General features: G+C 59.9%; 22 protein-coding genes. 8 read left to right on the top strand and 14 right to left on the bottom strand.

Annotation, left to right across the window (positions count from 1 at the left end; all coding sequences use genetic code 11):
* Positions 1-18: 18 nt before the first annotated feature.
* Positions 19-1,080 carry a glycerophosphodiester phosphodiesterase gene (gene glpQ, locus BH712_RS17370; RefSeq protein WP_006811348.1) on the bottom strand — a complete coding sequence of 354 codons (1,062 nt, stop codon included), beginning with the start codon at positions 1,078-1,080 and terminating at the stop codon, positions 19-21.
* Positions 1,081-1,091: 11 nt separating this feature from the next.
* Positions 1,092-2,444 carry a glycerol-3-phosphate transporter gene (gene glpT, locus BH712_RS17365; protein ID WP_006811349.1) on the bottom strand — a complete coding sequence of 451 codons (1,353 nt, stop codon included), beginning with the start codon at positions 2,442-2,444 and terminating at the stop codon, positions 1,092-1,094.
* Between the two features lie 249 nt (positions 2,445-2,693).
* Between glpT and glpA the strand changes: the two genes are divergently transcribed.
* The 3 genes from glpA to glpC are packed head-to-tail and all read left to right on the top strand — an operon-like array spanning position 2,694 to position 6,716.
* On the top strand, positions 2,694-4,322 hold the full coding sequence (gene glpA, locus BH712_RS17360) for an anaerobic glycerol-3-phosphate dehydrogenase subunit A (protein WP_032673969.1): 1,629 nt from the start codon (positions 2,694-2,696) through the stop codon (positions 4,320-4,322).
* Positions 4,312-5,529 (top strand): glycerol-3-phosphate dehydrogenase subunit GlpB, encoded by a 1,218-nt coding sequence (gene glpB, locus BH712_RS17355; RefSeq protein WP_006811353.1) that lies wholly within the window; start codon positions 4,312-4,314, stop codon positions 5,527-5,529. The genes glpA and glpB overlap by 11 nt, the downstream gene beginning before the upstream one ends.
* Positions 5,526-6,716, top strand: coding sequence for an anaerobic glycerol-3-phosphate dehydrogenase subunit GlpC (gene glpC, locus BH712_RS17350; RefSeq protein ID WP_006811355.1), 1,191 nt, complete (start codon positions 5,526-5,528; stop codon positions 6,714-6,716). Before glpB ends, glpC begins: the two co-directional genes overlap by 4 nt.
* Positions 6,717-6,747: 31 nt before the next feature.
* Here glpC and BH712_RS17345 read toward each other — a convergent pair whose 3' ends face one another.
* The 4 genes from BH712_RS17345 to tctD all read right to left on the bottom strand — a co-directional run bounded on the left by BH712_RS17345 (position 6,748) and on the right by tctD (position 10,781).
* Complete coding sequence (locus BH712_RS17345; protein WP_006811357.1) at positions 6,748-7,947, bottom strand: nicotinamide mononucleotide deamidase-related protein YfaY; 1,200 nt, start codon at positions 7,945-7,947, stop codon at positions 6,748-6,750.
* Positions 7,948-8,041: 94 nt separating this feature from the next.
* Positions 8,042-8,581 (bottom strand): YfaZ family outer membrane protein, encoded by a 540-nt coding sequence (locus tag BH712_RS17340; protein ID WP_000754769.1) that lies wholly within the window; start codon positions 8,579-8,581, stop codon positions 8,042-8,044.
* A gap of 129 nt (positions 8,582-8,710) precedes the next feature.
* Positions 8,711-10,120, bottom strand: a complete 1,410-nt coding sequence (locus tag BH712_RS17335; RefSeq protein ID WP_006811360.1) for a sensor histidine kinase — start codon at positions 10,118-10,120, stop codon at positions 8,711-8,713.
* Positions 10,107-10,781: a transcriptional regulator TctD gene (gene tctD, locus BH712_RS17330; RefSeq protein WP_006811361.1), complete on the bottom strand. Its 675-nt coding sequence runs from the start codon at positions 10,779-10,781 to the stop codon at positions 10,107-10,109. Before tctD ends, BH712_RS17335 begins: the two co-directional genes overlap by 14 nt.
* Before the next feature lie 152 nt (positions 10,782-10,933).
* Here tctD and BH712_RS17325 point away from each other — a divergent pair, with 152 nt between their 5' ends.
* The 3 genes from BH712_RS17325 to BH712_RS17315 are packed head-to-tail and all read left to right on the top strand — an operon-like array spanning position 10,934 to position 13,883.
* A complete protein-coding gene (locus BH712_RS17325; RefSeq protein ID WP_006811363.1) occupies positions 10,934-11,914 on the top strand; it encodes a Bug family tripartite tricarboxylate transporter substrate binding protein in 981 nt (326 codons plus the stop codon).
* A gap of 11 nt (positions 11,915-11,925) precedes the next feature.
* Positions 11,926-12,357 (top strand): tripartite tricarboxylate transporter TctB family protein, encoded by a 432-nt coding sequence (locus tag BH712_RS17320; protein WP_003859443.1) that lies wholly within the window; start codon positions 11,926-11,928, stop codon positions 12,355-12,357.
* Positions 12,358-12,368: 11 nt separating this feature from the next.
* The gene (locus BH712_RS17315) at positions 12,369-13,883 is read left to right on the top strand and encodes a tripartite tricarboxylate transporter permease (RefSeq protein WP_006811365.1); all 1,515 of its coding nucleotides are present in this window, start codon (positions 12,369-12,371) and stop codon (positions 13,881-13,883) included.
* Here the strand turns inward: BH712_RS17315 and menE are convergent, their stop codons facing one another.
* The 8 genes from menE to BH712_RS17275 all read right to left on the bottom strand — a co-directional run bounded on the left by menE (position 13,884) and on the right by BH712_RS17275 (position 21,795).
* Positions 13,884-15,245 carry an o-succinylbenzoate--CoA ligase gene (gene menE, locus BH712_RS17310; protein WP_032654327.1) on the bottom strand — a complete coding sequence of 454 codons (1,362 nt, stop codon included), beginning with the start codon at positions 15,243-15,245 and terminating at the stop codon, positions 13,884-13,886. It lies immediately after the preceding gene.
* Positions 15,242-16,207, bottom strand: a complete 966-nt coding sequence (gene menC, locus BH712_RS17305) for an o-succinylbenzoate synthase (protein WP_006811369.1) — start codon at positions 16,205-16,207, stop codon at positions 15,242-15,244. The genes menE and menC overlap by 4 nt, the downstream gene beginning before the upstream one ends.
* Positions 16,207-17,064 carry a 1,4-dihydroxy-2-naphthoyl-CoA synthase gene (gene menB / locus BH712_RS17300; RefSeq protein WP_003859452.1) on the bottom strand — a complete coding sequence of 286 codons (858 nt, stop codon included), beginning with the start codon at positions 17,062-17,064 and terminating at the stop codon, positions 16,207-16,209. Before menB ends, menC begins: the two co-directional genes overlap by 1 nt.
* Positions 17,061-17,837 carry a 2-succinyl-6-hydroxy-2,4-cyclohexadiene-1-carboxylate synthase gene (gene menH, locus BH712_RS17295; RefSeq protein WP_032673970.1) on the bottom strand — a complete coding sequence of 259 codons (777 nt, stop codon included), beginning with the start codon at positions 17,835-17,837 and terminating at the stop codon, positions 17,061-17,063. The genes menB and menH overlap by 4 nt, the downstream gene beginning before the upstream one ends.
* On the bottom strand, positions 17,834-19,504 hold the full coding sequence (menD, locus tag BH712_RS17290) for a 2-succinyl-5-enolpyruvyl-6-hydroxy-3-cyclohexene-1-carboxylic-acid synthase (RefSeq protein WP_006811372.1): 1,671 nt from the start codon (positions 19,502-19,504) through the stop codon (positions 17,834-17,836). Before menD ends, menH begins: the two co-directional genes overlap by 4 nt.
* Before the next feature lie 88 nt (positions 19,505-19,592).
* Positions 19,593-20,888 carry an isochorismate synthase MenF gene (gene menF, locus BH712_RS17285; RefSeq protein ID WP_006811373.1) on the bottom strand — a complete coding sequence of 432 codons (1,296 nt, stop codon included), beginning with the start codon at positions 20,886-20,888 and terminating at the stop codon, positions 19,593-19,595.
* Between the two features lie 86 nt (positions 20,889-20,974).
* Positions 20,975-21,280, bottom strand: a complete 306-nt coding sequence (elaB, locus tag BH712_RS17280; RefSeq protein ID WP_017693006.1) for a stress response protein ElaB — start codon at positions 21,278-21,280, stop codon at positions 20,975-20,977.
* A gap of 50 nt (positions 21,281-21,330) precedes the next feature.
* A complete protein-coding gene (locus BH712_RS17275; RefSeq protein ID WP_032673971.1) occupies positions 21,331-21,795 on the bottom strand; it encodes a GNAT family N-acetyltransferase in 465 nt (154 codons plus the stop codon).
* A gap of 71 nt (positions 21,796-21,866) precedes the next feature.
* On the opposite strand from BH712_RS17275, the gene rbn reads away from it, so the two are divergent.
* Together rbn and BH712_RS17265 are read left to right on the top strand one after the other, a co-directional pair.
* On the top strand, positions 21,867-22,784 hold the full coding sequence (gene rbn, locus BH712_RS17270) for a ribonuclease BN (RefSeq protein ID WP_006811376.1): 918 nt from the start codon (positions 21,867-21,869) through the stop codon (positions 22,782-22,784).
* A 64-nt stretch (positions 22,785-22,848) separates the two neighbouring features.
* On the top strand, positions 22,849-23,853 hold the full coding sequence (locus tag BH712_RS17265) for a chemotaxis protein (protein WP_003859465.1): 1,005 nt from the start codon (positions 22,849-22,851) through the stop codon (positions 23,851-23,853).
* Positions 23,854-23,932 lie beyond the last annotated feature (79 nt).

Raw genomic sequence — 23,932 nt, 5'->3', positions numbered from 1 at the left:
AGCCGCCACCCGGCAATTTCAGCGTTTATCCTTCAAAAAGCTCACCGCTTTATCCGGGAAATCCGTAAACAACCCGTCTACGTCCGCCTGGTTATACAACACCTCGTAAAGCTGATTCACGTCCGTCGCATACTCCGGCAACTGGTCTGCACGAACGGTATACGGATGCACCTGCATCCTGCTGGCATGCGCCTCTTTCACCATCGCCGTCAGCTTTACGTGGCCCGGCGTTGAGCCTTCCGCCACCAGCATGTGGTAATCCGGCCCGATGCCGTCGGCATACTGCGCAATCTGCTTCATCGCGCCCGGCTTAAACATCCAGTCGTAGTTGTAGTTCACCCACTTCCCGTCCGGCTGCTTCTCCTGGGTTTCGTTCCAGTCGGTATAGGCAATCAGCTGTACCAGATTGAGATCCATCCCCATCTTCGGCTCCAGCTCGGTTTTGATGCGCTTCAGCTCCGCCGCATCAAAACATTGCAGGTAAACTTTGTCCTTCTTGCTGGTGTAGCCGTACTGTTTCAGTACCTCCAGCGTCTTCGCGGCAATGTCCTTCCCTTCCTGATGGTGGAACCACGGTGCTTTGATTTCCGGGTAGATACCGATATTTTTCCCGGTCGAGTGGTTCAGTCCCTGAACAAACTCGATCTCTTCCTGGAAGGTATGAATGCGGAAATCAGATTTGCCCATCGGGAAGCGTCCCGGATAGACCTGCACCTTCTTGCCGTTTTCAATCTCGAAGCCCTCGGTAAACTTCAGCGAACGGATCTCCGCCAGCGTGAAGTCGATGGCGTAATAGCGGCCATCTTTACGGGCGCGATCCGGGAAGCGTTCCGCCACGTCCGTGACGCGGTCAAGATAGTGGTCATGCAGGACGACCAGCTGGTCGTCCTTCGTCATCACCAGATCCTGCTCCAGATAATCCGCGCCCTGGGCATAGGCCATTGCCTTCGCCGGCAGCGTATGCTCCGGCAGATAGCCGCTGGCGCCGCGGTGGGCGATCACGATTTTATCCGCCGCCAGCGCGGAGCCTGTCATCAGGCCCGCCAGCAGCAGGCCTGTCGCTAACTGATTTAATTTCATCGCAATGCTCCTTACTGACGACGCGCCAGCACTTCGGCGTGGTGACGTTTTTCACCGATCATCACAACAATCAGCAGCAGAACCGCCAGCACGCTGCCGCCAATCATCACCATAAAGCCGCCGTCCCAGCCGAAGAAGTCGACGGTGTAACCGACGATTGCACTCGCCGCCACTGAACCGCCAAGGTAGCCAAACAGACCGGTAAAGCCTGCCGCCGTGCCTGCCGCTTTCTTCGGCGCCAGCTCCAGCGCGTGCAGACCGATCAGCATTACCGGACCGTAAATCAGGAAGCCGATGACGATCATACAGGCCATATCCACACCCGGATTGCCCGGCGGGTTGAGCCAGTAAACGACCGTCGCGATGGTCACCAGCGTCATGAAGAACACGCCCGTTGCCCCACGGTTACCCTTAAACACTTTATCCGACATCCTGCCGCAGATCAGCGTGCCCGGAATGCCCGCGTATTCATACAGGAAGTAGGCCCAGGAGGATTTATCCAGCGCGAAGTGCTTCACCTCTTTCAGGTAGGTTGGGGACCAGTCGAGGATGCCGTAGCGCAGCAGGTAAACGAACACGTTCGCCACCGCGATGTACCACAGCAGCTTGTTTGGCAGCACGTACTTCATGAAGATCTGCTTTGCCGTCAGCTCTTCTTCGTGCTTCTCGCTGTAATCATCCGGGTAGTCGTTTTTGTACTCTTCAATCGGCGGAAGACCGCAGGACTGCGGGGTGTCACGCATCAGGGCGAAGGCGATAATCGCCACCAGAATGGCGCCAAAGGCTGGCATATAGAGCGCGGCATGCCAGTCGTTAAACCAGGCCATCCCCAGCAGGAACAGCAGCGGCGGCAGCCCGCCCCCGACGTTATGCGCGCAGTTCCAGACCGATACAATGCCGCCACGCTCTTTCTGTGACCACCAGTGGACCATGGTGCGTCCGCATGGCGGCCACCCCATCCCCTGGAACCAGCCGCAGAGGAACAGCAGCACGAACATAATGGCAATGCTGGAGGTTGCCCACGGCACAAAGCCCATGAACAGCATCACCGCTGCCGCGAGGATCAGACCGGCAGGGAGGAACACGCGCGGATTCGAACGATCCGACACCGACCCCATAATGAACTTCGAAAAACCGTACGCGATGGAGATCCCCGACAGCGCGAACCCCAGATCGCCGCGAGAGAAGCCCTGTTCCACCAGGTACGGCATGGCGAGCGCAAAGTTTTTACGTACCAGATAGTACGCCGCATACCCGAAGAAGATCCCGAGGAAGATTTGCCAACGCAGACGGCGGTAGAGAGGATCAATCTCTGCCTCTGGCAGTCGCGCCCGGTGTGGCGCAGGTTTAAAGATACTGAGCATAACAGCCTCCGTGGCCTTTCAAAAATGGCCGGGCATCTCGCGCCCGGCTACAGAGGCGGCGATGTTAAGAAATCACGGTGAATGTTACTGTGAATCAACGCACAGATTGTTACAGAAATATGACAGAATGCGCAAAAAAGCGCATGAAATCACGTTTCACTTTCGAATTTCGCGCGTTTATGTTCGAAATCAAACAAACCACACGATCAATGTGGCTAAATGCTAAAAAACGAACATAGAGGAAAGGCAATGACAATTCACGATCCACGCTTCAGCGATGTGATTATCATTGGCGGTGGCGCAACGGGTGCCGGCATCGCACGCGACTGCGCCCTGCGGGGATTGAGCGTCACGCTTCTGGAGCGCCACGATATCGCCACCGGCGCAACGGGGCGTAATCACGGCCTGCTGCACAGCGGTGCGCGCTATGCGGTCACTGATGCGGAATCCGCGCGCGAGTGTATCGCTGAAAACCAGATCCTCAGACGCATCGCCCGCCACTGCGTTGAACCCACCAACGGCCTGTTTATTACCCTTCCCGAAGATGACCTCGCCTTTCAGCAAACCTTTATCACCGCCTGTACGGCGGCAGGCATTCAGGCTGAAGCGATCGATCCTGTGCAGGCACGCCGTCTTGAACCCTCGGTAAACCCGGCGTTACTGGGCGCGGTGAAAGTGCCTGACGGCACCGTTGATCCCTTCCGCCTGACCGCCGCCAATATGCTCGACGCGCGGGAACATGGCGCACAGATCCTGACCGGGCATCACGTCACCGGGCTTATTCGTGAAGGTAATACGGTGCGCGGGGTGCGCGTGTTTGATGCGCAGTACAACGAACACCGCGAGCTGTATGCCGCCGTCGTGGTCAATGCGGCAGGGATCTGGGGCCAGCGCATCGCGGAATATGCCGATTTATCCATCCGCATGTTCCCGGCGAAAGGCTCGCTGCTGATCCTCGATCACCGCATCAATAACCATGTTATCAACCGCTGCCGCAAACCGTCCGATGCCGACATCCTGGTACCGGGCGACACCATTTCTCTGATTGGCACCACGTCAATGCACGTTGACTACAGCGATATTGACGTTAACCGGGTCACCGCCGAAGAGGTCGACATTCTGCTGCGCGAAGGGGAAAAGCTGGCCCCGGTGATGGCGCAGACGCGTATTCTGCGTGCCTACGCGGGCGTGCGTCCCCTCGTCGCCAGCGACAACGACCCGAGCGGGCGTAACGTCAGCCGCGGCATCGTGCTGCTCGATCACGCCGAGCGCGACGGCATGGACGGATTTATCACCATCACCGGCGGCAAGCTGATGACCTACCGGCTGATGGCCCAGTGGGCCACCGATGCCGTCTGCCGTAAGCTCGGCAACACCACGCCGTGCGTGACGGCGGACAAGGCCCTGCCCGGTTCGCAGCAATCGACAGAAAAAACGCTGCACAAAATCATTTCACTTCCTGCCCCGCTTCGCGGTTCAGCTATTTACCGCCACGGCGACCGCACGCCAACCTGGCTCGGTGAAGGCCGACTCAGCCGCAGCCTGGTGTGCGAATGCGAAGCCGTGACCGCAGGCGAGGTGCAATATGCCGTGGAAAACCTGACGGTGAACAACCTGCTCGATTTACGCCGCCGCACGCGCGTCGGGATGGGCACCTGTCAGGGGGAGCTGTGCGCCTGCCGTGCCGCCGGATTGCTGCAACGTTTTCACGCCACGACGTCAACCCAGTCGCTTGCACAGCTCAGCGATTTTTTAAACGAGCGCTGGAAAGGCATACAGCCCGTCGCGTGGGGGGATGCCCTGCGCGAAAGCGAGTTTACCCGCTGGGTCTATCAGGGGCTTTGCGGTCTGGAGAAGGAGCACAACCATGAAATTTGATACTGTGATTGTCGGTGGGGGGCTGGCGGGCCTGCTGTGCGGCCTCAAACTGACGCAGCGGGGTCTGCGCTGCGCCATTGTCACTCGCGGTCAGAGTGCCCTGCACTTCTCCTCCGGCTCGCTGGATTTACTGGGCGCGCTCTCGTTCGCCGATCTGCCGCCTGAACATCCCTACCGCCTGACGGGCGCAGAGAATATGGCCCGCTTTGCCTGTGAAACCGAACACCTGCTCACCGCCTGCGGCGCATGCATGCAGGGTGACGCCGAGCAAAATCATCAGCGCGTCACGCCGCTCGGCACCCTGCGTGCCGCCTGGCTTAGCCCGGAAGAGGTGCCTGTCGCCCCCATCGCTGCCGAGCGTGTGCGGGTGGTGGGGATCAGCGGTTTCCTCGATTTCCAGCCGCATCTGGCCGCCGCGTCACTCAGACAGCAGGGTGTTCAGGTGGATACAGCGGAGATTGATCTCCCCGAACTCGATGTGCTGCGTGAAAACCCCAGCGAGTTTCGTGCGGTGAACATTGCCCGCCTGCTGGATAATGAACGCTACTGGCCGCAGCTGTACGCGGCGCTTCGGCCGCTCGGCGAGACCTGCGACGCCCTGTTTATGCCCGCCTGTTTTGGCTTAACGGACAACCGTCTCTGGCGCTGGCTCTCGGCGCGCCTGCCCTGTACGCTCGGTTTACTGCCGACGCTTCCCCCTTCCGTGCCCGGCATTCGTCTGCATACCCAGCTTCAGCGCCGGTTTGTGGCGCAGGGTGGCATCTGGATGGCGGGCGACGAGGTCAAAAAAATCACCCTGACAGAAGGCGCGGTAAGCGAAATCTGGACCCGCAACCACGGCCACATCCCGCTTCGCGCACGCTATACGGTGCTGGCAAGCGGCAGTTTCTTCAGCAACGGTCTGCTGAGCAGCCGGGATGGCGTGCGTGAGGCGATCCTCGGGCTGGACGTCCGACAAAGCGCCTCCCGCGCGGACTGGTATCAGAGCGATTTCTTCACCCCACAGCCCTGGCAGCAGTTCGGCGTGATCGTCGACAGTCAGCTACGCCCGCAGTTGAACGGGGTACCGGTTGAAAATCTTTACGCCATCGGCTCGGTTCTGGGTGGGTACGATCCCGTGGCGCAGGGCTGCGGTGGCGGCGTCTGCGCCGTTACCGCACTGCATGTCGCGGAGCAGATTATCCAGCGCCGGGAGGGAGCAAAATGAATGACACCCGATTTGAAAGCTGTATCAAATGCACGGTCTGTACCACGGTTTGCCCGGTCAGCGGCGTCGATCCGCGCTATCCTGGCCCGAAACAGGCGGGTCCCGACGGGGAGCGTCTGCGCCTGAAGGACGGCGCGCTCTACGACGAGGCGCTGAAATACTGTATCAACTGCAAACGCTGCGAAGTCGCCTGTCCGTCGGACGTGAAAATTGGCGATATCATCCAGCGCGCCCGCGCCCGCTACAGTTCGCAAAAACCGACGCTGCGTGACGCGATACTGAGCCACACCGATCTGATGGGCAGCCTTTCGACGCCTTTCGCACCGGTCGTCAATGCCGCCACCGCCCTGAAGCCGGTACGCAGGCTGCTGGATGCGACGCTCAAAATCGACCACCACCGCAGTCTGCCGAAATATTCTCACGGCACCTTCCGCCGCTGGTATAAATCCGTGGCGGCAGAACAGGCGCAGTTCGCTGAGCAGGTCGCTTTCTTCCACGGCTGCTACGTGAACTACAACCATCCGCAGTTGGGGAAAGACCTGCTGAAAGTGCTGAACGCTATGGGAACGGGGGTTCAGCTTTTGAGCAAAGAGAAGTGCTGCGGCGTTCCGCTGATTGCCAACGGTTTCACCGACAAAGCGCGCAAGCAGGCGAGAAGCAACGTCACCTCTTTACGCGAGGCGATCGTCGGCAAAGGCATACCGGTCCTGGCGACATCGTCAACCTGTACCTTCACCCTGCGCGATGAATATCCCCATCTGCTGGATGTGGATAACACTGGCCTGCGCGAGCACATTGAGCTGGCGACCCGTTTTCTCTGGCGCAAACTGGACAGCGGGCAGACGTTACCGCTGGGCAAATTGCCGCTGAAGGTGGTGTATCACACCCCATGTCATATGGAGAAGATGGGCTGGTCGCTTTATACGCTTGAACTGCTGCGGCTGATCCCGGGGCTGGAGCTGACGGTGCTGGACTCTCGCTGCTGCGGCATCGCAGGCACCTATGGCTTCAAGCGCGAAAATTATCCAACGTCACAGGCCATTGGTGCGCCGCTGTTCCGGCAGATTGAAGAGAGCGGTGCGGATATGGTGGTGACGGACTGCGAAACCTGTAAATGGCAGATCGAGATGTCCACCAGCAAACGCTGCGAACATCCCATTACCTTGCTGGCAAAAGCGCTGGCGTAACCCTTGCCGGGGCCGCTGCCCCGGCACGTTCTCACTCCACGAACAGCGATTCCACTACGTTGATCCAGCCGTGCTCGCTGGCGACCTCTTTCCCGTTCAGCCAGCGGCGCAGCATGTTCAGCGCCATCATCGCACATACCTCCTGACGCACGGCCAGGCTGTGGCGGGTGATACTCATCTTCACCCGCAGGGCGTGCGTCCCTTCCGGCGTTGCCAGGGCGAAGTTAAGGTGCTCCTCATCCAGTCCACCCACAAACAGCGCCAGCCCGGCGAAATGCTTCACTCTTCGCTCGGACGCCCAGCGCGACGTCTGCGCCAGCGACTCCTGCTGGAACGGCACCACTTCACTGGCCAGCAGCGGCGCACCCGCCCGGGTAAGCTGAAGCGCCAGAAGCCCACCGGTAAACTGCTCGCTTAACGTCACGCTCAGCTGGCGGGACTGCAAATGCGCGGCGATCTGCGCGGGCAACCCTTCCGTGCCTTCGAAAATCAGGCTTTCCCCGGCAACGCGCTGCACTTCCGGCCACAGCGCCAGCATGGCGGCTTTCTCTGACGCCGGTCCGGTCAGCTTCAGTTCAATAATCGGCATGGAGGAGCGATAGCCCATCGACACGCCGGGAGGCAGTTGCAGGTGATCGAGGCTCTGGGCCAGATCGCTTTCCGAGCGGCCAAACGTGGTCAGACGCAGACACAGGGGTGGTTCAGGCAGCGTGAAGCGCGCGCGCAGGCGCGGCAGGATCTGCTGTTCGACCATCACCTTAAATTCCGACGGCACGCCCGGAGTGAAGAACATCAGGCAGCGGTTCAGCTGAACGGCAAACCCGCAGGCGGTGCCGACCGGGTTATCAATCAGCTCCGCGCTGGCGGGAATTTCAGCCTGCTTGCGGTTGCTGGGCGCCATCACGCGGCCACGTTCGGAGAAAAAGCGTTCCATCTGCGCCAGCCACGCCTCGTGCAGAACCAGGCCTTCGCCTTTGGCCGTAGCGGCAGCCAGTGCGCTGAGATCGTCGCTGGTTGGCCCCAGCCCGCCGTTCACAATCAGCACGTCGCAGTGTTCGCTACGCTCGCGCAGAACGTTGACCAGCGACTCAAGATTGTCACCTACGGTGTTGCGGCGCGTTAACGGTAATCCTTGCTCAAAGAAGAGATCGGCGAGCCAGGCGGCATTGGTATCAATGATTTGCCCATGCAGCACTTCGTCGCCAGTGGATAACATTTCCACGTTTATCATTGTGTTCTCCCATTTCAATGGTCAAAACACTATAGCGCAATCGAAGAGCGGGGGAAGAGAGAAACTGGCGCGACTGAACGCCGCGCCGAAAGGATTAGAAACCGGCGCTCACGCCAACGTACGGGCCGTCGGCCAGGGCGTTGTCGCGGTTGCCGTCTTTACCGGCCAGGTTCAGATAGCGATAACCCGCTTCGATGGTGATCGGGCGCATGATGGTCCAGCGCGCGCCAGCATTGGCTTCCTGATAGCTGTCGATACCGCTGGAGAGGGAGTCCGGAGAGTAGTAGTACTCACCGAACAGGCCAAAGCTGTCGCCAATTTTCCACTGCAAGCCGCCGCCCACTGCCGCCGCGTAGCCTTCGTCGCCGTCGTTCGGGTTGGTGTAAATGCCTTTACCGCCGATGGTCGCCAGGAAAGGACCAAGCGGTACGTTAAAGCCAAGGCCCAGGCTTGCCGCATCACCATCGTCGTCGTTATGCGTCCAGCCGCCGGTCATCGCCAGGCCTGCGCTATCCGTGCCAAGACCAAAGCCCAGGTGAGTATAATCTTCGCCCGCCGAGCCGTTGAAGGAAATAGCGTTGGCTGCTGCCGATACAAACATCAGGCCTAAGCCCATTAATGCCACTTTTTTCATTGTCGTGATCCCGCACCATTTATTCAGAAATGTCCAAAAACCGCGAGATTTTAACCTGACTGTCTGTGGGATCAATGGACTCCGCGTGCGGCGGTCAATTAGTTTGTAACGATTTGATAATATCGGCATTTATACCAACATCAGAAAGCGCATTTTTACGCGCAGACCACCCAGATTTTCACTGGGCATCAGCTGAAGATGGCTGCGGTGCATGCGGGCGATATCGTTGGCCAGCGCCAGGCCAATGCCGGACCCGGCGGCGTCGCCCACGTTATCCAGCCGATGAAACGGCAGCATGGCCTGGGAAATCTGGTCTTCAGCAATGCCCGGGCCGCTGTCCTCCACGCTCAGTTCAACGGCATCGTTATCCGTGCGCAAGTACACCGTCACGATCCCCTGCTCCGGCGTGTATTTGATCGCGTTCTCCAGCAGGTTCGCGCACAGTTCGCCCAGCAGCACGTCATCCCCCTCAATCATTACCGGCTGCTGTACGCCGTCATAACCGAGATCAATACCTTTACTTCGCGCCTGCGTGAGCCGGGAAAAGCAGCAGTTTTGCACCACCTGTACCAGATCGACAGGGGCAAACTGTCGCTCCCCCTGCTCTTTCCGCTTCACCGCTGACAGCTGTAACAGCCTCTCGGTCAGCACGATGGTGTTATCCAGCGTGACGTTCATCGCCCGTAAACTCTCCTGCCACAGCGCCGGATCGTTTCGCGTCAGGGCAACCGATACCTGGGTTTTCAGCACCGCCAGCGGCGTTTTGAGCTGGTGTGAGGCGTCGGCGTTAAAGCGCGCCTGCCGCGAAAGTACGCCGCGCAACCTGTCGATATAGCGGTTAAATGCCACAATCAGCAGCCGCGTTTCCGACCAGGGCAGCAGCTCCGGCAGCGGAGCCAGCAGCCCCGGCTCACGGCGCACCATCAGGGACGAGAGCTGCCGCATCGGGCGCAGCACGCGACGCAGCAGCCACGCGGTCAGGACCAGCGTCAGCAGCACCAGCAGCCCCTGCGACACGAGCGAGGAAAACAGCAGCTGAGTGGCCAGATAGCGCCGCGACTGCAACGTTTCGGCGACGTAGATCTCCGCCATCCCGAACACACTGTCCTCGTTAACCGGCTGGAGCAGCTTCGCCACGCGGATCGCCTGCCCGCGATACTCGGTATGATAAAACCAAGCCAGCGCCGGATAGTGTGTAGTGCGCGACGTGGAGGGAGGCATATTCGGCAGATCGTCGTAGCCGGAGATCGTCCGCCCGTCAGGGTCCACGACCTTGTAATAGAGGCGATCGTTCATGTTCAGCTCGAAGCTGTCGAGCACGACCCAGGGCACGTTCACCTGGAGTTTACCGTTGTGCACCACCAGCCGCTCTGACACCGTGCGCGCCGAGGATAACAGCGTGCGGTCATAGGCCTGCGTCGCCGCCTGTAACGCGCTAACGTAGCTGTTAAAGGCTGACAGCCCCCATAACAGCAGCAGCGGCAAACCCAGAAAAAGCAAAAGTTGCAGGTAAAGCGACTGCGGCTTAACCCACCTCATCGCCGCACTCCAGCACGTAGCCCAGCCCCCGGAGGGTAATGATCCGCACCCCGCTGCCGGTCAGCTTCTTACGCAGGCGGTGAATATAGAGATCGATGCTCTCGGGGCTGACGTCGTCGTTCAGGCTGAATACCTGGTCGAAAAGCTGTTGCCGGGAGACGGGACGGGTCCGGCGGTGCATCAGCACCTTCAGCAAAGAGAGTTCGCGCGGCGTGAGGGAAAGGGGTTCATCGCGCAGCAGAAAAAAGCCTTCATCATCGTACTCCAGCTCTCCCAGCCGCTGGCGCTCCTGGGTTCGTCCTTCGCTGCGGCGCAGCAGCGCGCGCAGGCGGGCATCAAGCTCCTCCAGCTCGAACGGTTTCGGCAGGTAGTCATCCGCCCCGGCATTCAACCCCTTCACCCTGTCTGCCACGTTGCTGCGGGCGGTAAGAAACAGCACCGGCAGCGTCTGCCCGCGTTTTCTCAGGCGATGCACCACCTCCAGCCCGTCGAAGCCGGGCATGCCGATATCAAGGATCGCGACGGCATAGTTTTCTCCCTGCAAAAGATGATCGGCCGCCCGTCCATCGTTGACGCAATCCACGGCAAATCCGTTTTGTACCAGCGCTTTTTCCAGCCAGTGAGCCAGCTCACGATTATCTTCCGCCAGTAAGAGACGCATATCACATCCTGTAAAGTTGGTGTCGCAGTGAAAGGGAAATGAAAGGTTATTGTTTTAACAATCACGCAACGGAACCGCTACAAGGTGGTTCACATAATCAGAAAAAATACACCCGTACCCGTACTCCCGGTTCTCCGGCGTGAGGATAAACGATGAAAAAACAATTACTTTCTACCCTTGCTGCAAGCGTATTGCTGTTGAGTGCCTCTGTCGTCCAGGCGCAAGACGCGCCATCCCGTACCGAATGTATCGCCCCGGCCAAACCCGGCGGCGGCTTCGACCTGACCTGTAAGCTGATTCAGGTCAGCCTGCTGGAGACGAAGGCCATCGAGAAACCGATGCGCGTCACCTACATGCCCGGCGGCGTGGGCGCGGTAGCCTATAACGCCATCGTCGCGCAGCGCCCTGCCGAAGCGGGCACCGTGGTGGCCTTCTCCGGCGGTTCGCTGCTGAACCTGTCGCAGGGGAAATTTGGTCGTTATGACGTGAATGACGTGCGCTGGCTCGCCACCGTAGGCACCGATTACGGCATGATCGCCGTGCGCGCGGACTCCCCGTGGAAATCCCTGAAAGATCTGCTGACCGCCATGGAAAAAGATCCGAACAGCGTGGTCATTGGCGCGGGCGCCTCTATCGGCAGCCAGGACTGGATGAAAGCCGCGCTGCTGGCGCAGCAGGCCAAAGTGGATCCGCACAAGATGCGTTACGTGGCCTTTGAAGGCGGCGGCGAGCCGGTGACGGCGCTGATGGGCAATCACGTCCAGGCGGTATCGGGCGATCTCAGCGAAATGGTGCCCTACCTGAGCGGGGATAAGATCCGCGTGCTGGCGGTCTTCTCGGAAAACCGTCTGCCGGGCCAGCTGGCAGACGTCCCAACCGCTAAAGAGCAGGGTTATAACCTGGTCTGGCCGATCATCCGCGGCTTCTTCGTCGGGCCAAAAGTGACCGACGCCGAGTACCAGTGGTGGGTGGATACCTTCGCAAAACTTCAGCAAACCGAGGAGTTCAAAAAACAGCGCGATCTGCGCGGGCTGTTTGAGTTCAACCTGAACGGCAAGCAGCTGGACGAGTATGTCAAAAAACAGGTGAATGACTACCGCGAACAGGCGAAAGCCTTTGGTCTGGCGAAATAACCGGAGGCGCTATGAGCGATCGCATTTTTGCCGGGATATGGCTGCTGCTCTGCATTGGCGGCATGTTCGTCGCCTGGCAGATCCACAGCGAATACAGCTATGAACCCGTGGGGCCACGCCCCTTCCCCGTCGGCATTGTCGGCCTGATGCTGCTCTGCTCGGTGGCGCTGCTGCTGCGCCATCCGGATACCGTGGAGTGGCCGCCACGCCGTACGCTGCAACGTCTGCTGGTAATGGTAATTGTCCTGCTGATGTATGCGTGGGGCTTTGAGTGGCTCGGCTTCCCGATTGCCACCGCCCTGCTGACGATGGTGATTGGCATACTGTTTAACGCCTCGCTGCCTGCGGCGGGGATCTCCGGGGTCGTACTGGGCATTTTACTCTGGTACGCCTTCGACCGCCTGCTGGACGTGACCCTGCCGCTCGGCGCATGGTTTAACTAACGGAGCACGCTATGGATACCTGGATCTATCTCTCTCAGGGGTTCGCGGTAGCGATGACCCCGGAAAACCTGGTGATCGCCCTGATCGGCTGTTTCGTCGGGACCATCGTCGGCCTGCTGCCGGGCCTTGGCCCTATCAACGGCGTGGCGATTTTACTGCCGCTGGCCTTTGCGCTGCACCTGCCTGCGGAATCGGCGCTGATCCTGCTGGCGACGGTCTATATCGGCTGCGAATACGGGGGGCGTATTTCCTCGATTCTGCTTAACGTGCCCGGCGATGCCGCCGCCATTATGACCGCGCTGGATGGCTACCCGATGGCGCAGCAGGGGCGCGGCGGCGTGGCGCTCTCTATTTCTGCCGTCAGCTCGTTCTTTGGCTCCATGATCGCCATTGGCGGCATCATCCTCTTCGCCCCGGCGCTGGCCCAGTGGTCGCTGGCGTTTGGTCCGGCCGAGTATTTTGCCCTGATGGTGTTCGCCATCGCCTGTCTCGGCAGCATGATGGCGCAGAATCCGCTGAAGTCGTTTTTGTCTGCGTTGATTGGCCTCAGTCTGGCGACCGTCGGCGTGGATGCCAACACCGGGGTTTATCGTTTTACCTTCGACAGCGTTCATCTCTCCGACGGCGTGCAGTTTATCGTCGTGGTGATTGGTCTGTTCTCTGTCTCAGAAATCTTACTGATGCTGGAGCATACCAGCAGCGGGCAGACGCTGGTGCGTAAAACCGGACGTATGCTCTTTAATGCCAAAGAGGGGGCGCAGTGTATTGGCGCCACCCTGCGTTCGTCGGTGATCGGTTTCTTCGTCGGCATTCTGCCCGGCGCGGGGGCTACTATCGCCAGCGCTATCACCTACATGACCGAGAAAAAGCTGAGCGGTAACAGCGACAGCTTCGGCAAAGGCGATATCCGCGGCGTGGCGGCGCCGGAGGCGGCGAATAACGCCTCGGCCTGCGGCTCGTTTATCCCGATGCTGACCCTCGGCGTGCCGGGCTCCGGCACCACGGCGGTAATGATGGGCGCGCTGACGCTCTATAACATCACCCCGGGTCCGGCGATGTTTACCGAGCAGCCCGATATCGTCTGGGGTTTAATTGCCGCCCTGCTGATCGCCAACGTGATGTTGCTGGTAATGAACATCCCGCTGATCGGCCTGTTCACCCGCATGCTGACCATTCCCCTGTGGTTCCTGGTCCCGGCCATCGCCGCCGTCTCTGCGGTTGGGGTGTACGCGGTGCACAGCACCACCTTCGACCTGGTGTTGATGGTGCTGCTCGGCGTGCTGGGCTACATTCTGCGCAAGATGCACTTCCCGATGTCGCCGCTGATTTTAGGGTTTGTGCTGGGGGAAATGCTGGAGCAGAACCTGCGCCGCGCCCTCTCCATCAGCAATGGCAACATGGGGATCCTGTGGGAGAGCAGCGTGACGAAGATCCTGCTGGCAATGGCGATTATGGTGATTGTCGTGCCGCCGGTGCTGCGCTGGGTCCGCCGACGCCAGCACAAACCGCAGCCGGATATCGGTTGATTAGCCCCTCAACAGGGCATTGACCCACTGCTTTAACGCCTGGCGGGAGATTTTAATCCCGCCATTTTTCAGTTCTGACGGCAGCGCCAGCCAGTGTACCGGCTGCTCAAAGCGCGCCAGCCTGCCCTGAACCCACTCCGGCAGCAGCGTGATATCCGTGCCCGGCTCGCATTCCACTACCGCCACCGGACGTTGCCCATACTCGGCATCATCCAGCGGAACGACAAACGCCTGGCTTACCTGCGGATGCGTGGCGATAACGCGCTCCAGCGCTTCGGGCTGGATCCCTTCTCCGCCGCTGAAAAAGAGATTGTCCATTCGGCCCAGAATGGTCAGGCGTCCGTCATGCCACTCGCCGCGATCGCGGGTGGCGAACCAGCCCTGCTCATTGACCAGCGGCAATAATGCGCCGTCTCGCCAGTAGCCCGCCGCCATGCTTTCCGCCCGGATCCAGACTTCACCGTTCACCACCTGAACGTCTCTGCCCGGCAGCGCGCTGCCCACGTCCGGCGCGCCGTCGGCCTCTTTGGCGCAGACGGTGGAGGCGAACTCGGTCAGACCGTAGCCGCAGAACGTACGGATCCCCTGCTCGCGCGCCTGTTCGGTCAGCGCAACGGGGATTTCCGCCCCGCCGAGCAGCACGGCTTTCAGCGCGACGGGATGGTGTGAATTAAGCAGCCGCCACAGCTGCGTTGGCACCAGCGAGGCGTGGGTACAGCCCTGTAGCGCCTGCTCCAGCGGCTGTTTTTCACGCACGGTGAGACGGCCTCCGCCCTGCAACCAGCGCCACAAAATCCCCTGACCGGAGACGTGAAATAGCGGCAGAGAGAGCAGCCAGTCATCGCTACCGCCGTAAGGCATCAGCGCCAGCACGCCCTTTGCGCTGGCAAGGTGGGCGGCACAGGTGTGCACCGCCGCTTTCGGCAAGCCGGTGGAGCCAGAGGTGAGCGTCATTGAGGCCAGCCGTTCTGCCCGCCACGTGACGCCGCCCTGCCCCTCGCCCTCTCTTAATACCAGACCGGGCAGACCGTCATACTCACCGTTAAGCACCAGCGCAAAGCGCAGGGTCATCTGCGGCAGGAGGACGTCCAGCAGCGGACGGGGAAGCTGAGGGTTCACCGGCAAAATGCGGGCGCCGCACTGAAGCAGCGCCAGCCAGGCCAGCAGGGTCTGCGGGTGGTTGTGGGCGAGCAGCATGACGCCATCACCGTCCGTAACGCCCTGAGACTGAAAACCGGCTGCGAGACGATCGATACGCTCGCCCAGCTGAGACCAGCTGAGCGTTATATCGTCTAAACGCAGCGCGGGTTTATTGGCACTCCGGGTGCGCCAGTGCCGCCACGGCCAGTCGGTAAAACTCATCGCAATGGCTCCAGCGCCCCGACGTCGAGGCACGGCAAGGTGCTGCCAGGCCACTGACGAATCAGCTGGGCCTGCATCAGGTTTAGCGTATCGAGACCGGGAACGGTGTCCGGCGTTAACCATGCAGCGATGCGCGCCAGCTGCGTCAGGCCGAGGCTGGATTCGATGGATGAACTGATCACCGCCGTCAGCCCTGCGGCATGGGCCGCCGCAACCTGCTCGCGCACCTTGTCGAGGCTGCCGGTCAGCGTTGGCTTAATCACCACGGCCCTGATGCCCGGCTCGGCGGCAAACGCGAAATCGGCTTCGCGCAGGCTCTCATCCCAGGCAATGGCAATGCCGGTTTCCCGGGCGAAGGCGCGCGAGTCGTCGCGCGTTTTGCACGGCTCTTCGAGAAACGCGATGCGGCTGCGGTACGCCGGGTTGACGTACTTCGCGAACTGTTGCGCCCTGAGCGGCGTCCAGGCGCGGTTGGCGTCCAGGCGCAGGTGCAGATCGGGAATGGCTTCCAGTAACAGGTTAACCACCATTCCGTCGCGCACTGCTTCGTACAGGCCAACCTTTATTTTCGCCACCTTCTCGCCAGGCATCGCGGAAAGGAGCGCGAAAAGTTCATCCGGATCGCCGGTACAGAGCGGCGCGGCGCGATAGTTCGCCGCGTCCGGCAAACTGCCGTCCAGCTCTGCCAGCGCACAGCTGATGCCGAATGCGGCGGAAGGCATGTCCGGCAGCGCCGGAGCTGCCCCCTCACGCCATTCGTACGTCCAGGCCATCAGCGCAGCCTGCGCCTCGTCCAGCGTTTCCAGGCTAAAACCCGGAAGCGGGGCGATTTCGCCCCACCCTTCCCGCTCGCCCTGCCGGAGATGCACGCAAAAGCCGTCACGGGTTTTTAACCGCCGTTCACGCAGCACCACGCCCGCGTCCATCGGTATCTGCCAGCGGTAAACCTGCGCGCAACGCATTACGGGTTCCGTTTGTATTTGCTGAAGTCTGGCTGGCGTTTTTCGTTGAACGCGTTGCGCCCTTCCTGACCCTCTTCGGTCATATAGAACAGCATGGTGGCGTTACCTGCCAGCTCCTGAAGGCCCGCCTGACCGTCACAATCGGCGTTGAGGGCCGCTTTCAGGCAGCGCAGCGCCATTGGGCTGTTTTGCAGCATTTCGCGACACCAGCGCACGGTCTCTTTTTCCAGATCGGCGATCGGCACCACGGTGTTAACCAGCCCCATATCCAGCGCTTCCTGGGCGTTGTACTGACGGCACAGGAACCAGATTTCGCGGGCTTTTTTCTGACCGACAATGCGCGCCATATAGGACGCGCCCCAGCCGCCGTCGAAAGAGCCGACTTTCGGGCCAGTCTGACCGAAAATGGCATTTTCCGCCGCGATCGTCAGGTCACACATCATGTGCAGCACGTGACCGCCGCCGATGGAATACCCTGCCACCATCGCGACCACCGGTTTTGGACAGGTGCGGATCTGGCGCTGGAAATCCAGCACGTTCAGGTGGTGTGTGCCCGCATCATCCTGGTATCCGCCGTAGTCACCGCGGACTTTCTGATCGCCGCCGGAGCAGAAGGCTTTCTCCCCTTCCCCGGTGAGGATGATGACGCCGATAGTGTCATCGTAGCGGGCATCCGCCAGCGCCTGGATCATCTCTTTTACGGTCAGCGGACGAAACGCGTTGCGCACCTGTGGACGGTTGATGGTGATTTTGGCGATACCATCAGCGGATTTGTGGTAACGAATGTCGGTGTAGCCTTCGGAGCAGTCCTGCCATTCAACCGGCGCGTAAAGCATGTGTTCATCAGGATAGATCATAGCGTGTCCTTTGTTCGATAACGCAGTATCTGAGCCAGACTCGCGGCAACAGCTTCCGGGGTGTCCCGGTGGGCGTTGTGTCCGGCGTGAGGGATAGCATGACGCGTGGCGTTAAGTTCAGCGGCGATAGCTGCAAACTTCCCGTCACGTTCGCCATAGAGATAGTCAAAAGAAAAATCACGCGCGATGAGCGCGGGACGTAAATCAGGCTGAACGGCAAGCGAGGTGGCCTCCAGCATCTCTGCCAGCCTCGGGCCGTTGTTCCGGCTGCGCAGCGCGATCAGCGCCCTGCGCTGATCATCCGTAAGTGAGGCAAAGACCGGCTGTTGATACCAGTCGGCAAAGACGGCCTCCAGCGGCTCACTGCGAAACCGTGACGCCCAGCGGCGGTCAGAGATCAGCCGGGCCTGGCGCGCATCGGCGTCTTGCAGGCCCGGGTGTCCACCTTCCACAATCACCCCGTCTAACCCCGCAGGATGCTGACAGGCATGGAACATCGCAATGCGGCCGCCGAGGGAGTACCCCACTAGCCAGTATCTTAGTATGTTGTAACTAACAAGGGTATGCGAGAGCAACTCACTTACCTCTGCAAACCCCGTCACGCCCGTATCCGCTGAACCACCGTGCCCGGGCAGGTCAAGGTAGAGCCGGGGGTAGTCATGCAGCGACGCCCCGACAGCCTGCCACTCGCGACAGTCGCCGGAAAAACCGTGCAGGAAAACCAGCCAGGGGTAGCCTGGTTTTCCTGGCCGGGAGACGCCTGCGAGGATCACAGGTGGCTCACCTGCGCCAGCAGATGTTGCAGCTTCTGCGCGCCGTCAGAATCGTTTACCACCAGCTCTATCAGCGTCGCGCCAGGCTGCCGCCAGGCGGTGTTCAATGCCGTTTCCAGCGCCTCCCAGTTTTCCGGGCGATGGTACTTCAGGCTGAACATGGCGGCGGCGTGTTCGAACTGCACGTTTTGCGGCATCAGATAGAAGCGCTCACGCTCGCTTTGCGGCGTCGGCAGCAGGGAGAAAATCTGCCCGCCGTTATTGTTAACGACAATCAGCACGAACGGGGCCGACGCCTGACGCAGGAGCGCCAGCGCGTTCAGATCGTAGAGGGCGGAGAGATCCCCCACAATCGCCAGCGTGGATTTCGCGCTGGCCCGCTGTACGCCAGCCGCGGTGGAGATCAGGCCGTCAATGCCGCTCGCGCCCCGGTTGCTGTACACCGGATAACCCGCTGGCAGCTTCGAGAAGGCGTCAATCAGGCGCACCACCAGGCTGTTTCCGACAAAAAGTTGTCCCTGCGCGGGAAGATAGTTACGTATACGGTGCGCCAGCCCGGCTTCACTGAATGCCTCGCACTGTGCTGTGGTCAGTTCCCACGCCTGACGTGCCAGCGCCGGGATCGCCACCGCCCAGGGCTGGCGTTTTTCCGCCGGATGCAATTCCAGCCAGCTGTCAATGTCGCTCACCAGGCGGCGGCCGCGATGGTGCGCCGGGTCAAGGCGTCCTTCGAGCGGATCCACCAGCCAGTACTCTTCGGGCGTACAGGTGGCCTGCCACTGGAGCAGACGTTTACCCGTCAGGCTCGATCCCAGCTGGACGACGATTTGCGCCTGCGCCAGCTCGGTGACCGCTTTCGCGTTCCCCAGCCAGAGGTCGGCGCAGGGCAACGGCTGGCCCGTCTGGGAAAGCACATCACCAATCAGCGGCCAGCCAAGCGTTTGTGCCCACTCCGCCGCCAGCTTGCCTTCCGCCGCACTCATCCGCCCGGCAATCACCACCCCGCGCTTCTGGCGCCAGAAGAACCAGTCGCGCTGTTTAGCGCTTTCCAGATGCGTCTGCTCGCGCAGCCAGGGTTTTTCGCTCTCCCACCAGTCGCCCAGCTGCTGTTGCCAGGCGAGACCGGTCTCGTTCATTTCGCCGTACAATGGCTCGGCAAACGGGCAGTTAATGTGCAGCCCGCCGCTGCGCAGTGCATTCATGGCGTGATCGAGGGTGGAGACCAGCCAGCTGGCGGGAATATCCTGGGTGGGGCGCGGCAACGAGACCGTCTGTGCAGGATGCGAGGCAAAAATGCCAGGCTGACGAATCGCCTGGTTTGCACCGCAGTCAATAAGTTCCGGGGGACGGTCGGCGGTGAGTAAGATCAGCTTTTCGCCGGTTAATCCCGCTTCAATCAGGGCCGGATAGAGGTTCGCCACCGCCGTGCCGGAGGTGACTATTACCGCCACGGGCGCTTTACTGACTTTCGCCAGCCCGAGCGCCAGATGGCCCAGACCACGCTCATCAAAATGGGTGTGATGAATAAAAGCCCGGTTTTCCGCCGCCGCAAGGGTGAGCGGCGTGGAGCGAGAGCCTGGGGCAATACACACATGCCTGACACCATGACGGGTCAGGGCTTCAAGGATCACCGTCGCCCAGCGTCGGTTAAAAGAACTTACTGACATGAGATTGTCCAGTATCAAGAATGCGACACAGTATAAATAATAGAAAAAGTCAGAATTTTGATATGAATCGGGATTGCACGAATCAGTATTAATCCCTCAGGAGAAGGGAACGCAGCCCGGCGGCTTTGTTTTCAATCTCCTGCCACTCCTGCTCCGGATCGGAGCCACTGACGATGCCCGCCCCGGCATAAAGACGCAGCGCGTCATCGCGAACACGAGCGGAGCGTAATGCCACGCAGAATTCACTTTGATCGGGCGATAAATAACCCGCCGATCCGGCGTACCACTCCCGGTCAAACGGCTCCACGTTCGCAATAAATTCTCGCGCAGCCTGACGTGGCAGTCCGGCCACCGCTGCCGTCGGTTGCAGAATATGCAAACACTGCTCGTCGTCAGGCTGTATAAGTTCGGTCCAGATACAGCGGCGTAAATGCTGCACCTTGCGCAGACGCAGCACCTGCGCAGGCAGGACTTCCAGCGTCCGGGTATAGTGCTGAAGACGCTGGCAGATATCTTCCACCACCAGCATATTTTCCCGCTGATTTTTGTCGTCGTTCATCAGCCAGTCGCCCAGACGCTGGGCCTGCTTATCGTCAGAATGGCTGGCGACGGTGCCAGCCAGCGCTTCCGTGCGCAGCAGCGTGCCGCGTCGCCGCCACAGCCGCTCGGGCGTCGAGCCGAGGAACGCGTTGCTGGCGTCAAAGACCATACAAAAATGATAGCAGTTAAGGTTCAGCGCGCGGCTGGCGGCCATCAGCGCGATGGCGTTCACGGGCTGCTGACACTGCACATCGGTGGCACGTGCGAGCACCACTTTCTCAAAATCGCCGCGGGCAAGGGTTTCTGTCGCCTGACGGATCAACGCCAGCCATTCCGGTTTTTCCGGATGATGGGTTTCCTGCACAATCTGAACAGACAACGGGCGGATTGGCGCGGCGTCGCGCAGGTTGTCGATAAAATTCAGGGCTTCACGGGCATCTTCACACAGCGACGTTTCGCTCCACAGTTGCAGTCGCAGCGTGGCGACCCCGGCAGACCGTCGCCAGAGAAGGCGCGGTAAAAACAGCACTCCCTGCGCCGGGTTGAAAGCGTTCAGGCCGCAGATACGGGTGTCATGTGCCACGTCATGGGTGTGCAAAAACCGTGAGGCCGAGGCCAGAGAATCAAACCGGGCGAGACTTCCGAGCGCGGCAAGTTCTTCATCACCGCTGCGCTGTTGCCAGTAAAACTGGGGATAGCACCGCTGGACACCCAGCCAGGCCAGGGGATCGAAGGCGTCGTTTAACGGGAAAGAGACATCGAAATGGCGTAAACCGGGTGTAGCAGGCAACGCTTGCGCAAGCTGAGTGCGCAGGCTTTGCAGCGCGAGGAAAATCGAGTGCACGCGGACCTCTCCCTGTTAAAGCCTTATATTATACGGGGTACTGACGATAAATAGCAGTACCCACGTGTAGGGAGTGGTTTACCGGCTTAACGACGGGCTAACAGCAGACCCAGCACCAGCCCTACGGCCGCACCGACCCCAATGCCCTGCCACGGTTTTTCATGCACATAATCATCGGCACGATAAACCGCCTGTTTTGCGCGGTAGTAGTAATTGTCGGAGGCATTACTGACGCGGTTTTTCACGTCATGCAGCGCCTGCTCGGCGCGGGCTTTCAGCTCAATGTACTTCTGATCGGCGGGATCGCCTGAAGATCGCAGCACTTCTTCCAGCGTTTCGCTTAGTAGCGTCAGGTCGTCGTCGACTCGGGTATCCCAGGATTGAAATGACATATTTTTCTCCATGTTAGTACACCAGTCCGGTAACTATAGACAACGTCTTGCTATTGCGCCTGTTTCGCTTCGCGCGCCATGCCGATGTGTGGGATCCCGTCTTCGTCGTAAATGTCCGTGACCGGGGTAAAACCAAAATGGCCATAGAATGATTGCAAATGCGCCTGCGCCCCCAGGTATAACGCCTTGTCCGGCCACTGTTTCTGACATGCGTCCAGCGTTTTTTCCATCAGCTGATAGCCCAGCTTTTCACCGCGCGCGCGGCCGCTGATAATGACGCGGCCAATAACGACCGGGGCAAAATCGTCTTCGCTTTTCAGAATCCTCGCATACGCCACCAGCTCGTTATCACGCCAGCCGAGGATGTGCCGGTTCTCGCCAACCAGGTCATCGCCGTCGATATCCTGATACGGGCAGGTTTGCTCAACCACAAAAACTTCGCAGCGCAGTTTGAGCAAAGCGTAGAGCGACTGAATGGTCAGCTCGCTGTGGTGCAGATCTTGCCACTGGATCATGTGTTTCTCCTTCCTGGGGTTCATCACGTTATACTAAACCCCTTCCCATTCGGCAAAGGGCTGATTGCGTTATGGAACTGATTTTTCTGGGTACGTCCGCTGGCGTGCCAACCCGCTCACGAAACGTGACGGCAATTCTGCTGGATCTTAAGCACCCCACCCGCGGCGGGCTGTGGCTTTTTGACTGCGGTGAAGGCACGCAGCATCAGCTGCTGCATACCGCGTATCACCCCGGCAAGCTGGACAAAATCTTTATCACCCATCTGCATGGCGATCACCTGTTTGGCCTGCCGGGCCTGCTGTGTAGCCGTTCGATGGCTGGTAACGCTAACCCGCTGACCATTTATGGCCCTGTGGGTATTCAGGAATTCGTTGAAACCACGCTGCGCCTGAGCGGCTCATGGACCGATTATCCGCTGGAGGTGGTGGAGATCGGCGAAGGTCTGGTGTTCGACGACGGGGATTATCAGGTGCGCGCTTACCCGCTTAACCATCCGGTGGAATGCTACGGCTATCGTGTCCAGGAGCATGATAAGCCCGGCGCGCTGAACGCCGCTGCGTTACAGGCCGATGGGGTGAAGCCTGGCCCGTTGTTCCACCGTCTGAAGCAGGGTGAGACCGTCACGCTGGAAGACGGGCGCGTTATCAACGGTCAGGAGTACCTCGCACCGCCGCAACCGGGCAAAAAACTGGCTATCTTTGGGGATACCGCCCCCTGCCCTTCAGCGCGCAGGCTTGCTGAGGGCGTGGATGTGATGGTGCATGAGGCGACGCTGGAAGCGGCGATGGAAGAGAAAGCCAACAGCCGGGGGCACAGCTCAACGTGTCAGGCGGCACAGCTGGCGCGTGAGGCTGGCGTTGGGAAACTGATTGTCACGCACGTCAGTTCACGCTATGACGTCCGCGGCTGCGAAAGCCTGCTGGCAGAGTGCCGGGAGGTGTTCCCCGCATGCGAGCTGGCGGAAGATTTCGCTCAGGTCAGCGTTTAGTCCTTCATTTTTCCCTCAGCGTGCCGATAACGATTAAAAGGCCAGCATTTCACTTGAGGGTAGAATGGATAATTTCCAGAAAGATATTGATGACAGGGCGAACCTGACCCTGTCCAACCGTTTTGAACTGTTGCTGTTCCGTCTTGGCACCTCTCTGAACGAAAATAAATCCGAGCTGTTCGGCATCAACGTGTTCAAACTGCGCGAAATTGTGCCGATGCCGACCTTCACCAAACCGGCGGGAATGAAGTCTCCGCTGATGGGGATGGTGAACATTCGCGACCAGGTGATCCCGGTGATCGATCTGGCCGCTGTCGCTGGCTGCAAGCCAGCCACCGGGCTGAACATCCTGCTGATCACCGAATATGCCCGCAGCGTGCAGGCGTTTGCCGTGGAATCGGTGGAAAACATCATGCGTCTGGACTGGAAGCAGGTGCACGCCGCGGAAACCGCCGTCAGCGGTCGCTACATCACCAGCATTGCCTGTCTGGATGAGAAGACCGATACCAACGATCTGGCGATGGTGCTGGACGTGGAGCAGATCCTGTATGACATCACCCCGGCGAATCACGATCTGCACGCCACCCATCTGGAAACCACCAAATTCAACATCAAGCCAGGCTCTGTCGCGATTGTTGCAGAAGACTCGAAAGTGGCGCGATCAATGCTGGAGAAGGGATTGCAGGCGATGGAGATCCCGGCTCAGCTGCATATCACCGGCAAAGACGCGTGGGAGAAAATCACTCAGCTGGCCGCGCAGGCTCAGGCTGAGGGCGTTCCCGTTACCGATAAGATTGCCCTGGTATTAACCGACCTCGAAATGCCGGAGATGGATGGCTTTACGCTGACGCGCAAAATCAAAACCGACCCGGTACTGAAAGATATTCCGGTGGTGATCCACTCGTCTCTTTCCGGCAATGCGAATGAAGATCATATTCGCAAAGTGAAGGCGGACGGCTATGTGGCGAAGTTTGAGCTGAACGAGCTGTCGTCGGTAATTGAAGAGGTGCTGGACCGCTCGATGAAGAAGATTGAGGGGCCGCTTATAAGCAGGAAGCAGTTGGCTTAGTCGCCGGTTGCTTTGCCCGGCGGCGCTACGCTTGCACGGGCCTACGGTCCTGTAGGCCGGGTAAGCGCAGCGCCACCCG

It is taken from the genome of Enterobacter hormaechei ATCC 49162 (assembly GCF_001875655.1).
Classification (GTDB): domain Bacteria; phylum Pseudomonadota; class Gammaproteobacteria; order Enterobacterales; family Enterobacteriaceae; genus Enterobacter; species Enterobacter hormaechei.
Note: the sequence above shows the minus strand (reverse complement) of the source record. Positions and strands in the feature narration are given on the sequence as shown.

Excerpts from the sequence above, each read along its gene's own strand:
- glpQ (WP_006811348.1), bottom strand. The coding sequence starts at position 1,080 with ATGAAATTAAATCAGTTAGCGACAGGCCTGCTGCTGGCGGGCCTGATG.
- glpT (WP_006811349.1), bottom strand. The coding sequence starts at position 2,444 with ATGCTCAGTATCTTTAAACCTGCGCCACACCGGGCGCGACTGCCAGAG.
- glpA (WP_032673969.1), top strand. The coding sequence starts at position 2,694 with ATGACAATTCACGATCCACGCTTCAGCGATGTGATTATCATTGGCGGT.
- glpB (WP_006811353.1), top strand. The coding sequence starts at position 4,312 with ATGAAATTTGATACTGTGATTGTCGGTGGGGGGCTGGCGGGCCTGCTG.
- glpC (WP_006811355.1), top strand. The coding sequence starts at position 5,526 with ATGAATGACACCCGATTTGAAAGCTGTATCAAATGCACGGTCTGTACC.
- BH712_RS17345 (WP_006811357.1), bottom strand. The coding sequence starts at position 7,947 with ATGATAAACGTGGAAATGTTATCCACTGGCGACGAAGTGCTGCATGGG.
- BH712_RS17340 (WP_000754769.1), bottom strand. The coding sequence starts at position 8,581 with ATGAAAAAAGTGGCATTAATGGGCTTAGGCCTGATGTTTGTATCGGCA.
- BH712_RS17335 (WP_006811360.1), bottom strand. The coding sequence starts at position 10,120 with ATGAGGTGGGTTAAGCCGCAGTCGCTTTACCTGCAACTTTTGCTTTTT.
- tctD (WP_006811361.1), bottom strand. The coding sequence starts at position 10,781 with ATGCGTCTCTTACTGGCGGAAGATAATCGTGAGCTGGCTCACTGGCTG.
- BH712_RS17325 (WP_006811363.1), top strand. The coding sequence starts at position 10,934 with ATGAAAAAACAATTACTTTCTACCCTTGCTGCAAGCGTATTGCTGTTG.
- BH712_RS17320 (WP_003859443.1), top strand. The coding sequence starts at position 11,926 with ATGAGCGATCGCATTTTTGCCGGGATATGGCTGCTGCTCTGCATTGGC.
- BH712_RS17315 (WP_006811365.1), top strand. The coding sequence starts at position 12,369 with ATGGATACCTGGATCTATCTCTCTCAGGGGTTCGCGGTAGCGATGACC.
- menE (WP_032654327.1), bottom strand. The coding sequence starts at position 15,245 with ATGAGTTTTACCGACTGGCCGTGGCGGCACTGGCGCACCCGGAGTGCC.
- menC (WP_006811369.1), bottom strand. The coding sequence starts at position 16,207 with ATGCGTTGCGCGCAGGTTTACCGCTGGCAGATACCGATGGACGCGGGC.
- menB (WP_003859452.1), bottom strand. The coding sequence starts at position 17,064 with ATGATCTATCCTGATGAACACATGCTTTACGCGCCGGTTGAATGGCAG.
- menD (WP_006811372.1), bottom strand. The coding sequence starts at position 19,504 with ATGTCAGTAAGTTCTTTTAACCGACGCTGGGCGACGGTGATCCTTGAA.
- elaB (WP_017693006.1), bottom strand. The coding sequence starts at position 21,280 with ATGTCATTTCAATCCTGGGATACCCGAGTCGACGACGACCTGACGCTA.
- BH712_RS17275 (WP_032673971.1), bottom strand. The coding sequence starts at position 21,795 with ATGATCCAGTGGCAAGATCTGCACCACAGCGAGCTGACCATTCAGTCG.
- rbn (WP_006811376.1), top strand. The coding sequence starts at position 21,867 with ATGGAACTGATTTTTCTGGGTACGTCCGCTGGCGTGCCAACCCGCTCA.
- BH712_RS17265 (WP_003859465.1), top strand. The coding sequence starts at position 22,849 with ATGGATAATTTCCAGAAAGATATTGATGACAGGGCGAACCTGACCCTG.